We start from the raw sequence: 13,504 nt of genomic DNA on the forward strand, positions 1-13,504 counted from the left end.
CCCAGCTATCGGCCCCTTCTCACCATCAGAACCGGAATCCAGGCACCACATTCCTCGCTGGCAGGCCGGCTCCTACAGTTATGGCGAAGAGGCTACTCTTCAATCAGGATCAGATCATGTTCCGGGGTGGGTCGTTGGCCCTGAACGGGTGCCAGTGACGCCAGGTCACTGCCATACAGCTCTCCGATTCGTACTGTTCCGATTCGCTCACCCTTGCGCCAGGTGACTGGCTGGCCGTTGGGGGAGCGCACCAGGGTGCCGGGCTCGTGGACAGCGAATTCCATTCCGGGCTCGACGCCATTGGCGCGGCCGGCGGAGAGGTACAGGCGGCCATCGTCGGCGAGGAACGGTTTCATGGCCCAGGGAGCAATTTCGGTTCTGGCGACGGCCATATCCAGGATTTCTCCGGCCAAATCCGGGCCGTCCAGGGGGATATTGCCCCAACTCGCGCCGCTGGCGGCATCCACAATGGTGGCCTGCTCATTGTTGCTGACGGTGATTACCAGGCGTGCCCCCGGATAGGCCGCCATGGCTTCGGCACAGGCCAGGCTGGTAGTGTCGCCGCAGGCTTCTATGCGGTTCAGCGCCTCGCTGGTATCCGCCGGGGGAATGATCCGGAAACCATAGTCGGGGGCGGCGCGGCCCATGTTCCGGACCACGGAGCTGGGTGCCCCGATAACCGCGATATTCTCCAGAAGGATGCCCGCGGGAACCTCGTAGGTCCGGTTTCTGGCCTCACGGATCGCGGACTCCAGCGGTTCGGATCGGCTCTCCTCTTCATCCTGTTCTCTGCGCGGGGAATCGGTTTCCCAGAAAGGACGCTCCCAGTTGGAGGCCTCCCGGTTCAGGAGCGCATCCGAGTCGACAGTGGCAATCTGTTCAGCGGCCTGCTCTGAAGAGACGCAGCTAGTGACGGTGACGGCTGCCATCAGGGCGAGCATTGCGGACTTACTGGTGGCGGTAAAGGCTCGGGACATTGCGGAGCTACCTTGGTTGTTCGTTGTGGAGTAGGTGAGGGCTATCAAAACAAAAAGGGCGGGTCAGGGCAATGCCCTGACCCGCCCGAGGGGTCGCTAAATTACCTGTTTAACTAAAAGTCTTAGAACTTCACATCCAGGTTGATGCTGGCAGCCATGATGTCGTCATTTGCAAGGCTGACACCCTGGGAACCTGCAATCAGGCTGTTACCGGCAGTGGCGAGAACGTCACTTTTGGTCACCATGCCCCAGGTGGCAGAAGTGGTAACGGCATCGTTGATCTTGTAGCTGGCGCCCAAGTCGTAAACCATGGAGTCATCATCGGCGGTGCCGGTGTCGATCATCAGGGTGCCGATAGAGCCGTGAATCATCAGCTGCGGGCTGACATTGAAGCCGGCCTTCGCGATGAACAGGTTCTCTTCGTAGTCCTCAAGACCGGAAGCGCCACCCATGCGAATCACGCTGGTGGGATTGGCAGTGGATTCGGGATTGTTGTTCACCAGGCTGGAGTAGGTGTCGAAACCCGGAGACACCAGACCACCGTCCTGCGTGCCAACCCACTGGGCGTTCAGCTGGATTGCACCCAGGTTGGTGCCCAGACGGACGTATTCGGAAGTGGCAGCGTCGGCGAAGATCTGGCCGTTGCCGAAGTCAATGGCGTTGCCGTCAAAGTAGTTCAAGCCAGCGGTCAGGGTTACCGCATCACCCAGCTTGCCGCTGATGTATGGGGAGAACAGGTGGGTGCCCTGCAGGGCGTACTGGCCACCCGGTGCGCCGTCAGAGTTTTCCATCCAATAAACATACAGCAGGCCGGTGGTGAAGCCACCCAGACGGGTAACCAGGCCGGCGTTGACCATGTCACCATTGTCCGGGTTGCGGAAGCTGGTGCTGTCCTGACGACGGTCGTAGCCAACAATCACGGTGCCCAGTGAGGTCGGGGTGATGGTGATGATACGGTCGCGACGGTCGTCACAGACCAGGAAGCAATTGCTCCAGTTGGCTTCCTGACGGCCAACCCGCAGGATGGTGCCGTTGGCGAACGGTACCTGAACGTAGCCCAGGTCCAGGCGCACGTTGGAGCCCAGGTTGCCGTTGTTGTAGGCGCCGGTAATGCCGCCACCGCCGCCAGTGCCGCCAGCCGGGGTGTTACGGCCGCCGTCACCGGTCCAGCGATCGCCAGCCAGCTCGGTACGGGTGTGAACGGAAACGCCGGTGCCCTCGTGCTTGAAGTCGGCCTTTACGCGCAGCAGATTGGCGAAACCGGTGTCAGTGGCGCTGTCGCGGCCAGCGGCTTCATAGGCGTCGGAATCTACGGCAAATGCAGAAGACTGGAAATCAACACCAAAATCAGTCTGGATCGCGTTCGCCATGTTGGCGCCGGCGATGGCCAGACCCAGGATGGAAGCAGTACCCAGTGCCTTGGTCAGCGGGCGGGAAGTCAGAGCAGTTTTGCTTTGTTGTGCCATGGTTTTAAACCCTTTTATTGTCTTATCGACTCGATTGTTGGACTCAGTGACGCTTTACTACGTGCTTTGTTTTTTAACGTGCCTGTTCTTCGTTGCTTGATCAAACCTCCGGTTGTTATCCCTGTGGCCAGTTGGTGCCAGGCCATGGAAAGCCTGCAGTTGTTCTGGTCGACTGCCGCCGGGTGGTTGCAAAGTGCAGTCCAATCAAGGCGGTTATAGGCGAAAGATCAAGTATAGTCTTAGCAGAGAATCCAGCAAAGGCAAGAGCCTTGACGGCTGGGACACACTTTTTTTCTGTGTGTCTGATGAGAGTCACACTTCCGTGATGCTTTTCTTGTTCTCTGCTCCGACCGCAGCCGATCATCTCTCAGCCATGTCAGTCAGGATGCCTTCCTTAAAGCAGTCCACCGGATAGTAGGAATAAATTTTTTGTCATGCAATAGCCACATGGACTTTTTTGCGTGAATTTTCATGAAATCATGCTGCACAGTGAAACCGGAAACCTTTTTCCGGAACGACGGGCTCATCGCTGCCAGCCCCTGGCGGGGCGGATCCGTCAAGAGACGCCCTGCGTGAAACCCATGATGACAATCTTTTCTCCGTACGCCCTTGATAACCGACAAATGTCGTTGGCATCCGCTTCTGAAATTGACTAAGCTGTTTCGCAAAGCAGAATTCCATACCGAAAATGTGTAGCAAGCTGCGATTTTTTGCTCGTGGGTGTGCAGTTAACGGTTGGGTGTCTTACCTGCCCGAAGGCGGTTCCGCCATGGCGTGTATAATAGGCCAAATCTGGAACTGGCGATGGCCGTAGGCCGAAAGTGCAAGTAAACTGCCAGGTATTCTGACTTTCTACATTCATTGTTTTTAGCGCCCTGCGGGCCCTGCCTGACCCGGTGGAATACGGGGGGCGGCCTCGGGGCTTTTTTGAGGCACCGGAAACCATGACCTTAACCACTAAAACAAAAGCAGATCTGGTCGAAGCGTCCGCCGATGCACCTGACAAGCCGGAAAAGGACCGCAAGTTTGTCGAAGCCCTCTCCCGGGGGCTGGATGTGTTGCGGGCTTTCAGCCAGGGCTCTGTGATCCTGGGCAACCAGGACATTGCCCGCCTGACCGGCTTACCCAAACCCACTGTATCCCGGATGACCTATACCCTCACCAAACTGGGCTACCTGAGTTACAACCCGGTGCTGGAAAAGTACCAGCTCAGTTCCGGTGTGCTGGCCCTGGGCTATGCCTACGTGTCCAATCTCAAGGTGCGCCAGCTGGCCAAGCCTTACATGGACGAGTTCGCCCGGCGGAACAACATGTCCGTCGGTCTGACCTGCCGCGACCGCCTCCATATGATCTATGTGGAAAACCGAATGCCGCCGGAAGCTTCGCTGCTGCGAATGGAAATCGGCCTGAAGCTGCCCATGGGCACCACCGCCGCCGGTCGCGCCTACTGCTCATCCCTCACAGAAGACGGTCGCAAGATCCTGATGGAAGCCCTGGCCGAGAAATACGGTCCGGAAGCCTGGCCGGAAAAGAAGAAAGGCATGGAGCAGGCTCTTGAGGACTACCGCGAGCACGGCTTCTGCCTCTCCCTGGGCGAATGGGATCGCAACATCAACGCCGCCGGTGTCCCGGTACGCCTGCAGGATGGCACCACCATGGCCCTGACCTGCGCGGCTCCGTCCTATCTGGTGTCAGGCGACAAGCTACGTAGCTCCATTGCCCACCAGCTGGCAATGCTGGCGAGCGATATCGAGTCGCTCGGGGTCTGATTTTTTGCCGCGGAACCGTCGGAGAGACGCGGAAGAAAAGACTGTTTAGCCACGGAATCCACGGAAGGGCACGGAAAGGAAAAGATGGTCACGGATGAAAACAAAGGCAGTATTTAGGTCTTTGTTCGTGTGCGTCCGTGAGTGTCCGTGGCAAACCTCTTCTTCGTCGTTTCCTTTCGCGTCCTTTCGCGGATTCCGCGGCAAAAATTATGTTTTTCTTCCGTGTCCTTCCGTGGATTCCGTGGCTAAAAACGCTTTCCACTGTCCCCCAGATCCCAGGTTTTCCCCTCCCGCCCCATGAGGCGTACAATTATTGGCCCTGGCTTGAGTGAGCAGCGTTTAGCCAACCGAAGGTTGAAACATTCCACAAACTTGTATTAAATCACCGGACTGTTTCGCTTAATAAAACTCTATTCCATGTTTGCCGCAAGGAGGATCTATGTCCGACGTCGTAACCTATAACCGCGAAGGCGCCATTGGCGTTATCACCGTTAACTACCCACCGGTGAATGCGCTCAGCCATGCCGTGCGTTCCGGTCTCCAGGATGCCATCCAGCAGGGTCGTGATGATGCGGACGCAAAGGCCCTCCTCATCGTTTGTGAAGGTCGCACTTTTATCGCCGGCGCGGACATCCGTGAATTCGGCAAGCCCATGCAGGAGCCGGGCCTGCCGGACGTGGTCAATTTCATTGAAGCCACCGACAAGCCAGTCGTTGCCGCGATTCACGGCACTGCCCTCGGTGGTGGTCTGGAAGTGGCTCTGGGCTGCCATTACCGCGTAGCGGTAGCCAGCGCCAAGGTGGGCCTGCCGGAAGTGAAGCTTGGTCTGCTGCCCGGTGCCGGTGGTACCCAGCGCCTGCCGCGCCTGACCGGTGCCCAGACCGCACTGGAAATGATCACCACCGGTGATTTTGTCGGCGCCCAAAAAGCCGCTGATCTGGGCATCGTTGATGAAGTGGCGGAAGGTGGCGACGTCAAGGCCGCTGGCCTGGCCTTCGCACAGAAGGTGGTTGACGAAGGCAAGCCGGTCCGTCGGGTCAGCGAGATGAACGAGAAGCTGGAAGCCGAGAAGGGCAGCGACGTGTTCGACAAGTTCCGCGAAGGCCTGAAGAAGAAGGCCCGTGGTATGATTGCTCCGTTCAAGTGCACCGACGCTGTGGAAGCGGCATTCACGTCCTCCTCCTTTGAGGAAGGCATGAAGCGTGAGCGGGAACTGTTCGGCGAGCTGATGCAGTCCGACCAGCGTGCGGGCCTGATCCACGCCTTCTTCGCCGAGCGTGAGGTTTCCAAGGTTCCGGGCCTGCCCAAGGACACCCCCACCCGTGACATCAAGACAGTGGGCGTTATCGGCGCCGGCACCATGGGTGGCGGCATTGCCATGAACTTCGCCAACGTTGGCATCCCGGTCACCATCGCTGAGGTCAAGCAGGAAGCCCTGGACAAGGGTCTGGCAGTAATCCGCAAGAATTACGAGAACACGGCCAAGAAGGGCCGCATTACCCAGGAGCAGGTCGAGGAGCGCATGGGCCTTATCAGCGGCACCCTGACCTACGACGACTTCAAGGACGTTGACCTGGTTATCGAGGCGGTCTTCGAAAGCATGGACCTGAAGAAGAAGATCTTCAGCGAGCTGGATCAGAAGTGTAAGCCCGGAGCCATCCTGGCATCCAATACGTCCACCCTGGACATCGACGAGATTGCCTCTTCCACCAAGCGTCCGGACGACGTGATCGGTCTGCATTTCTTCAGCCCGGCCAACGTCATGAGGCTGCTGGAAATCGTCCGTGGCGAGAAGACTTCCGATGAAGTGAAGGCCACCGGCATGGAGCTGGCCAAGCGGATCAAGAAAGTGGGTGTCCTGGTGGGCAACTGCCACGGATTCGTCGGCAACCGCATGCTGCACAAACGTGGTGCCGAGGCCATGGCACTGGTCAACGAAGGCGCCAGCCCGCAGCAGGTGGACAAGGTGCTGACCGACTTCGGTTTCCCCATGGGGCAGTTTGCCATGGGTGACCTGGCCGGTATCGACATTGGCTACAGCATCCGCGAAGAGCGCCGCAAGGCAGGCGAGGACGTACCGCCGAGCTGGATGGACAAGCTGGTGGAGAAGGGCCGCCTGGGTCAGAAGACCATGGCCGGCACTTACCGCTACGAGGAAGGCAACCGCAAGCCGATCCCGGATCCGGAAGTGGACCAGCTCATTGCCGAGTTCCGCAAGGAGCAGGGTATTGAACCCCGCGAAATCTCCGACCAGGAGATTCTCGAGCGGTGCCTGTACGTGATGATCAACGAAGGTTCCAAGATCCTCGAGGAAGGCATCGCCGACCGTTCCCTGGATATCGACGTGGTCTGGATCTACGGCTACGGCTTCCCGTCCTACCGCGGTGGCCCCATGTTCTGGGCGGATCAGGTGGGCCTGAGCAAGATCCTGGACGCGGTGAAGAAGTACAGCCAGGAGGTCGGTGGCGAGCAGTGGAAGCCGTCTTCACTGCTGGAGAAGCTGGTTGCCGAGAACAAGAAGTTCGGCGACCTGTAACTACGATTTTTTAGCCACGGAAACCACGGAACGACACGGAAAGGAAAGATAAAAGATGTTTTTGTTTATTCCGTGTTCTTCCGTGGATTCCGTGGCAATCCCATCTTTAGAGAGGGCAACACAATGTCTGATGCAGTTATCGTCTCCACCGCCCGTACCGGGCTGGGCAAGTCCTACCGCGGTGCGCTGAACAACACCCACAGTGTCGACCTGGCCGGTCACGTCATCAAGCATGCCGTTGAGCGTGCCGGTCTCGATCCCAACGTTGTTGAGGACGTGATCCTCGGCGCCACGTTCCACGAAGGCGCCCAGGGCAAGAACATGGCGCGCCTGGCGGCCATCCGGGCTGGCCTGCCGGTGACCACCGCGGGTCTGTCCATCAACCGTTTCTGCTCCTCCGGCCTGCAGTCCATCGCCATCGCCTCCCAGCGTGTCGTGTCCGAGAAGATTCCGGCTATCGTTGCCGGTGGTGTTGAGTCCATTTCCCTGGTGCAGAACGACAAGCTCAACCAGTTCCGCGCCACCAACGAATGGATCATGAAGAACAAGCCCGAGCTGTACCTGTCCATGATCGAAACGGCGGACATCGTGGCCCAGCGCTACAACGTCAGCCGGGAAGCCCAGGACGAGTACGCCCTGATCTCCCAGCAGCGCACCGCCGCTGGCCAGGAGTCCGGCAAGTTCGACGACGAGATCGTTCCTTACGACGCCACCATGCTGGTGAAGAACAAGGAAACCGGTGAAGTCAGCGAGAAGCAGGTAACCCTGACCAAGGACGAGTGCAACCGTCCGAACACAACCCTGGAAGGCCTCTCCGGTCTCGACCCGGTTCGTGGACCGGACCAGTTCGTCACCGCCGGTAACGCCTCCCAGCTGTCTGATGGCGCCTCTGTATGCACCGTGATGAACAGCACCTACGCCGAAAAGAACAACATTGAGCCCATGGGTATCTTCCGCGGTTTCGCCGTGGCCGGCTGTGAGCCGGACGAGATGGGTATCGGCCCGGTCTTCGCCATCCCGCGTCTGCTGGAGCGCAACGGCCTGACCATGGACGATATCGACTTGTGGGAACTCAATGAAGCCTTCGCTTCCCAGGTCGTATATTGCCGTGATCGCCTGGGTATTCCCATGGAGAAGCTGAACGTCAACGGCGGCTCCATCGCCGTGGGCCACCCCTACGGTGTCACCGGCTCTCGCCTGACCGGCCACGCCCTGATCGAGGGTAAGCGCCGCGGCGCCAAGTACGTGGTGGTGACCATGTGCATCGGCGGCGGCCAGGGGGCTGCCGGCCTGTTCGAGGTGGTGTAAGCCACGGACAGACGAAGGGGGACGGGCGAGAGTTCGTCCCCTTTTTTGTTTTTTAGCCGCGGAATCCGCGGAAGGACGCGGAAAGAACGAGGATTAGCCACGGAAACCACGGAAACCACGGAAAGACACGGAAAAAAGATAAAGGACAAAAAAGTCTTTTTAGGGTTTTTAATTTTTTCGTCCGTGCATTTCCGTGGCAAACATTCCCAATAACGAGAAACAAGGAGAGCATCATGAGTCGTCAGGCAAAAGCCGTCGTCTGTCGTGAGTGGGGCCAGCCCGTTCAGGTGGAGACCATAACCATTGACCCGCCAAAGCGGGGTGAAGTCACCATCAAGGTGGCCGCCTGTGGTGTGTGCCACAGTGATCATTCCGCCACTACCGGTAAGATCCAGTACCCGCCACCTCTCGTACTCGGCCATGAAGGCGCCGGTGTCGTGGTGGAAGTGGGGGAAGGCGTGACCGAGCTGAAGGAAGGGGACTATGTGGTCAGCACTTTCATCACCATGTGCGGCAAGTGCCGCAACTGCGTCCGTGGTCGCCCCGTATTGTGTGAGAACGCCCGCAAGTCCATGGTCACCCTGCCGGACGGCACCGTTCGCACCCATGGCAAGGACGGCGAGGACCTGTACGTGTTCGGCGCCTGCGGGGTGATGGCAGAATACGCCACCATGCACGTGGATAACTGCGTAAAGATCGACGATGACGTGCCCATGTCCAGTGCCGCACTGGTGGGCTGCGCCGTGATCACCGGCGTGGGTTCGGTCTTCAACACGGCACAACTGGAGCCGGGCTCCCGGGCCGCGGTGTTCGGTATCGGCGGCGTCGGTCTGAACGCCATCCAGGGCTGTGTCACCGCCGGCGCGGAAATGGTCATAGCGGTGGACACCAACGAGAAGAAGCTGGAAATGGCGAAGGCGTTCGGTGCCACCCACACCATCAACACCAACGAGGTGGAAGACGTCAGCAAGGCCATCAAGAAACTCAGCGCCGGCGGCGTTGACTACGCCTTTGAATGCGTGGGCAATGGCAAGGTGGTCGAGCAGGCCTACAAGGCCCTGGGGCGTGCAGGAACGGTGGTGGTGGTCGGTGTCGCCGACATGAAGGACAAGACCTCCATCAGCACCTTTGCGTTGCCAGCGGACGAGCGTACCCTCAAGGGCAGCTGGCTGGGCTCCGCCCGTCCACAGTATGATTTCCCGAAGATTCTCAACCTCTACAAGGCAAACCGCCTCAAGCTGGATGAGCTGATTACCAAGACCTATAGCATCGACGAGGCGCCACAGGCCTTTGAGGACATGATTGCCGGCAAGAACGCCCGCGGCGTGATTGTATTCGAATAACACGGATTCCGATCAGGAGCACAACAATGAACGATCTGAGCAAGAACTACATCAACGGCCAGTGGGTTGACTGGTCCGGTGACACCATTGAGGTACACGAAGGCACCAATGGCGAAGTCATCGCCCGGGTCCCTTCCTCCGACCGTGCCACCATGGAGCAGGCCATCGACGCCGCCGACGCGGCCTTTGAAAGCTGGAGCGAGACCACCCTTGACGATCGCATCAAGGTCATCAGGCAGTTGCATGCCGGTCTCAAGGGGCGCGCGCCGGAAATCGCCCAGACCGTGGCCCGGGAAGTGGGTATGCCCATCAAGCTGGCGGGCATGATCCAGGCCGGTATGCCCATCAAGGTCACCGAGACCTATCTGGACATGCTGCCGGACTACCCCTTCAGCGAGCAGTCCGGCAATTCCGAAGTGCAGTACGCGCCGGTTGGCGTCGTGGGCTGCATCACTCCCTGGAACTACCCGTTGCACCAGGTCATCCTGAAGGTGGTGCCGGCACTGGCTGCGGGTTGCACCATTGTCCTCAAGCCCAGTGAGGTTTCCCCCCAGACCGCCTATATCCTGGCGGAGATCCTGGACGGCACCGACCTGCCGAAGGGCGTCTTCAACGTGGTTTGTGGCCATGGCCAGGAAGTGGGTGACACCCTGATCAAGCACCCGAAAGTGCGCATGGTGTCCTTCACCGGCTCCACCCGTACCGGCCACCTCATCGCCCACGCGGCGGCGGATGATTTCAAACGCATTGCCCTGGAAATGGGCGGCAAGTCCGCCTCCATCATCCTGCCGGATGCCGACCTCGAGGCTTCCGTGAAAGGTACCTTCACCAACTGCGTGATGAACAGCGGCCAGACCTGCACCGCCCTGACCCGGATGCTGGTCCACAAGGATCACCACGACCAGGCCTGCGAGATTGCCGGCGCCATTGCCAACGGCCTCAAGCTGGGCGACCCCCTGGACGAGAACACCCGCCTGGGTCCGCTGGCCTCCGCCGATCAGCGGGATATCGTGGTGAAGTACATCAAGCTGGGTATCGAGGAAGGCGCCCGACTGGTTGCCGGCGGCCCGGACGCGCCGGAAGGCCTCGACAAGGGCTACTTCGTCAAGCCGACAGTGTTCGGCAACGTGGACCCCAGCAGCCGCATCGCCCAGGAGGAAATCTTCGGACCGGTGATGTGCGTGATCCCTTACGAAACCGAGGAGGAAGCCATCCGCATTGCCAACGGCACGGCCTACGGCCTGTCCGGTGCGGTGTTCTCCAGCGACCAGGAGCGGGCGAAGAAAGTCGCTGGCAAGATGCGCACCGGCCAGGTGTTCGTCAACGGCGGCGCCTTCAACCCCCTGGCACCCTTCGGTGGTTTTGGCCACTCCGGCATTGGCCGCGAGTTCGGCAAGTGGGGCCTGGAGGAGTTCCTCGAGGTTCGCGCACTGCAGTTGTAATGGCCGCCCCCTATGGGGTAAATATAGAAGGCTAACGGAAAACGGGCACCCTCCGCCGGAGGTTGCCCGTTTCCTTTTTGAGGGGAGTGTTCCCCCATGGCTGTTAACTCGTCGACAATCATAAAAACTCAGAGGGCAACGCTTTGAGCAGCATCTGGACCACAACCCCCACCGTCGAAAGCATGCAGGAGCGGGTGAAAAACACCGCGGTTGATAATCTGGGCATCGAGTTCGTTGAAGTCGGCGACGACTACATCAAGGCGCGGATGCCGGTGGATGACCGCACCGTCCAGCCCTATCGGATTCTCCACGGCGGCGCCTCCGTGGTGCTGGCGGAAACCCTCGGTAGCGTGGCAACCAACCACTGCCTGAAAAAAGAAGGAACAGCCGGGGTAGGACTGGAGGTCAATGCCAACCACATCCGCTCCGTCAAATCCGGCTGGGTGTACGGCACAACCCGCCCCCTCCATCTGGGCGGCTCCACCCAGGTATGGGAAATCCGTATCGAGACTGAAGACGGCAAGCTGGTGTGTGTGTCCCGCATCACCATGGCTGTTATAAATCTTTAAGAACTAGCCGCGGAAACCGCGGAAGAGCGCGGAAAGAAAAGACCAGGGAACAGATTGGCCACGGAATCCACGGAAGGACACGGAAAAAAGATAAAGATAGAAATCTCTTTGGTATTTGTCTTTTACTTTCCCTTCCGCGTCCTTTCGCGGCAAAAAAGTCTGTTTTCTTTTATTCCGTGTTGTTCCGTGGTTTCCGTGGCTAACGATCTTTTATAGGAGGGTATAACCGTGGAAATGGGTCTGAAAGGCAAGAACGCCGTGGTAACCGGCGGCAGCAAGGGCATTGGCCGGTCCATCGCCCTGGCGCTGGCCGCCGAGGGTGTGAACGTGGCGATTTGTGCCCGTAGTGAGGGGCCGCTGGATGATACCCTGAAGGAGATTGAAGCCCTGGGTGTGAAAGGTTACCGGGAGGCCTGCGATGTGGGTGACAAGGACAGCCTGGATGGCTTTCTGGACAATGTGAAAAGGACGTTTGGCAGTGTCGATATCCTGGTGTGCAACGTCTCCGCCCTGGGGGCCGGCAACGACCTGAAAGGGTGGGATGCCAATATCACCCTGGATCTGCTGTCCACCGTCCGGGCCGTGGACAGGGTGCTGCCCTGGATGAAGGAAGCCGGAGCCGGCAACATCATTATCCTCTCGTCCATTTCCGGTATCGAGGTGGGAACCACCCAGCCCTATGCCGCCACCAAGGCCGCGCTGATCAGTTACGCCAAGTCCCTGGCGGTCGATCATGGTCCCGATGGCATCCGGGTCAACAGCATTGCCCCGGGCTCGATAAAGTTCCCCGGTGGTGTCTGGGACAAGGCAGAGAAAGCCAACTCACCCCGCTACCACAGCACTCTTGAGCGAATCCCCTGGGGGCGTTTCGGCCGCCCGGAGGAAGTGGCCAACGTGGCGGTCTTCCTGGCTTCCGACGCCGCCAGTTGGGTCACCGGCGCCTGTATCCCCGTGGACGGCGCCCAGCACCGGTCCAATATGTAGGAATGTGGCATTTGCCGCGGAATCCGCGGAAAGAAAAGAAGATTTAGCCACGGAATCCACGGAAGGGCACGGAAAAAAGATTAAGATAGAAATCTCTTTGGTTTTCGTCTTTTACTTTCCTTCCGCGGTTTCCGCGGCAAAAAAGTCTGTTTTCTTTTTTTCCGTGTCCTTCCGTGGTTTCCGTGGCCAATCTGTTCCCTGGTCTTTTCTTTCCGCGTTCTTCCGCGGATTCCGCGGCTAAAAGTCAGTCAGGGCTTGCCGCCAAGCAGGATTTTCACCGCCAGGCAGGCCTCCTCCACCTCTTCTACATTGGGCTCGCGACCGATGATGACGTCGGAGTACAGGCAGGACTCCGCCAGGCGGACCATGAAGTACGAGAGGCTTTCCACCCGCATAGGGGGCTTTTCCAGGTGACCCTTGTCGATCTGGTCCTGGATCATCACCGTGTTGGCCTCGACAACCCGGCCATGCATGGTTGAGGCGGATGAGGTGAGCACCCTCAGGGCATGTTCCGGATCCTGTTTGATGAAATCCCGAAGGGGCTTGGCGCTGATCAGCTCAATGGTGATGCGGCGGTAGACCTCAACGATGAAATCCACCCCGGTGCCGGGGGTTGAGGCGACGACGGAAGCCCGGATGGGAGCGTAGAGAGACCAGAGAATATCCCCTAGCAGGAGATCCTTGTTGCCCACCCAGCGGAAGAGGGTCGCCCGGCCGATTCCCAGGTCCTCGGCCAGTTCGGCCAGGTGAAGGCGCTCGCCGTTCAGCCAGGTCCGACGGGCCCGGTTGAAGGCATCAGCCGGGGTTGAGCCCGATGATCGTTTGCGTGTCTTCTGCAGTTCTTTCTGCAGCGGAGAATGCGTTGTTGCCACGGAGGTCTCACTTCTAGCACTGAAAAGGCATTGAGTGCGTCCCTGTCACGCCTTTTTTGACATTGTTTTTGTTACAAACTCCATGTATTTCTGTTGGAATATCCGACATAGGCGTACCTATGTGGGTAATGTCTCTCAGATGGATAGGACTTTCCAACAGTTTTGTCATAAAAATAACGGCCAGATTGGTTTAAAGCCGCCAGATTGGTTTAAAGCCGATAGTATCGGGGATTCCGTG

The 13,504-nt window shown here is 58.9% G+C and carries 10 protein-coding genes; 7 read left to right on the forward strand and 3 right to left on the reverse strand.

Annotation, left to right across the window (positions count from 1 at the left end):
* Nucleotides 1-92: 92 nt before the first annotated feature.
* Together BM346_RS15190 and BM346_RS15195 are read right to left on the reverse strand one after the other, a co-directional pair.
* Entirely contained in the window at nt 93-977 is an 885-nt protein-coding gene (locus BM346_RS15190) for a hypothetical protein (RefSeq protein WP_092015105.1), read from the reverse strand.
* A 122-nt stretch (nt 978-1,099) separates the two neighbouring features.
* Nucleotides 1,100-2,443, reverse strand: a complete 1,344-nt coding sequence (locus tag BM346_RS15195) for a hypothetical protein (RefSeq protein WP_092015108.1) — start codon at nt 2,441-2,443, stop codon at nt 1,100-1,102.
* Nucleotides 2,444-3,387: 944 nt separating this feature from the next.
* On the opposite strand from BM346_RS15195, the gene BM346_RS15200 reads away from it, so the two are divergent.
* The 7 genes from BM346_RS15200 to BM346_RS15230 all read left to right on the forward strand — a co-directional run bounded on the left by BM346_RS15200 (nt 3,388) and on the right by BM346_RS15230 (nt 12,394).
* On the forward strand, nt 3,388-4,212 hold the full coding sequence (locus tag BM346_RS15200) for an IclR family transcriptional regulator (protein WP_092015111.1): 825 nt from the start codon (nt 3,388-3,390) through the stop codon (nt 4,210-4,212).
* A 439-nt stretch (nt 4,213-4,651) separates the two neighbouring features.
* Nucleotides 4,652-6,748 carry a 3-hydroxyacyl-CoA dehydrogenase NAD-binding domain-containing protein gene (locus BM346_RS15205; protein WP_092015114.1) on the forward strand — a complete coding sequence of 699 codons (2,097 nt, stop codon included), beginning with the start codon at nt 4,652-4,654 and terminating at the stop codon, nt 6,746-6,748.
* Between the two features lie 123 nt (nt 6,749-6,871).
* Nucleotides 6,872-8,056, forward strand: a complete 1,185-nt coding sequence (locus BM346_RS15210) for an acetyl-CoA C-acyltransferase (RefSeq protein ID WP_092015995.1) — start codon at nt 6,872-6,874, stop codon at nt 8,054-8,056.
* Between the two features lie 233 nt (nt 8,057-8,289).
* Complete coding sequence (locus BM346_RS15215) at nt 8,290-9,399, forward strand: Zn-dependent alcohol dehydrogenase (RefSeq protein ID WP_092015117.1); 1,110 nt, start codon at nt 8,290-8,292, stop codon at nt 9,397-9,399.
* Nucleotides 9,400-9,425: 26 nt separating this feature from the next.
* The gene (locus BM346_RS15220; RefSeq protein WP_092015120.1) at nt 9,426-10,841 is read left to right on the forward strand and encodes an aldehyde dehydrogenase family protein; all 1,416 of its coding nucleotides are present in this window, start codon (nt 9,426-9,428) and stop codon (nt 10,839-10,841) included.
* Between the two features lie 182 nt (nt 10,842-11,023).
* Entirely contained in the window at nt 11,024-11,410 is a 387-nt protein-coding gene (locus BM346_RS15225; RefSeq protein WP_092015998.1) for a hotdog fold thioesterase, read from the forward strand.
* 234 nt (nt 11,411-11,644) lie between these two features.
* On the forward strand, nt 11,645-12,394 hold the full coding sequence (locus BM346_RS15230; RefSeq protein ID WP_227662913.1) for an SDR family NAD(P)-dependent oxidoreductase: 750 nt from the start codon (nt 11,645-11,647) through the stop codon (nt 12,392-12,394).
* A 248-nt stretch (nt 12,395-12,642) separates the two neighbouring features.
* Here BM346_RS15230 and BM346_RS15235 read toward each other — a convergent pair whose 3' ends face one another.
* On the reverse strand, nt 12,643-13,266 hold the full coding sequence (locus BM346_RS15235) for a QsdR family transcriptional regulator (protein WP_227662800.1): 624 nt from the start codon (nt 13,264-13,266) through the stop codon (nt 12,643-12,645).
* Nucleotides 13,267-13,504 lie beyond the last annotated feature (238 nt).

This window comes from Marinobacter daqiaonensis, assembly GCF_900115285.1.
GTDB lineage: Bacteria > Pseudomonadota > Gammaproteobacteria > Pseudomonadales > Oleiphilaceae > Marinobacter > Marinobacter daqiaonensis.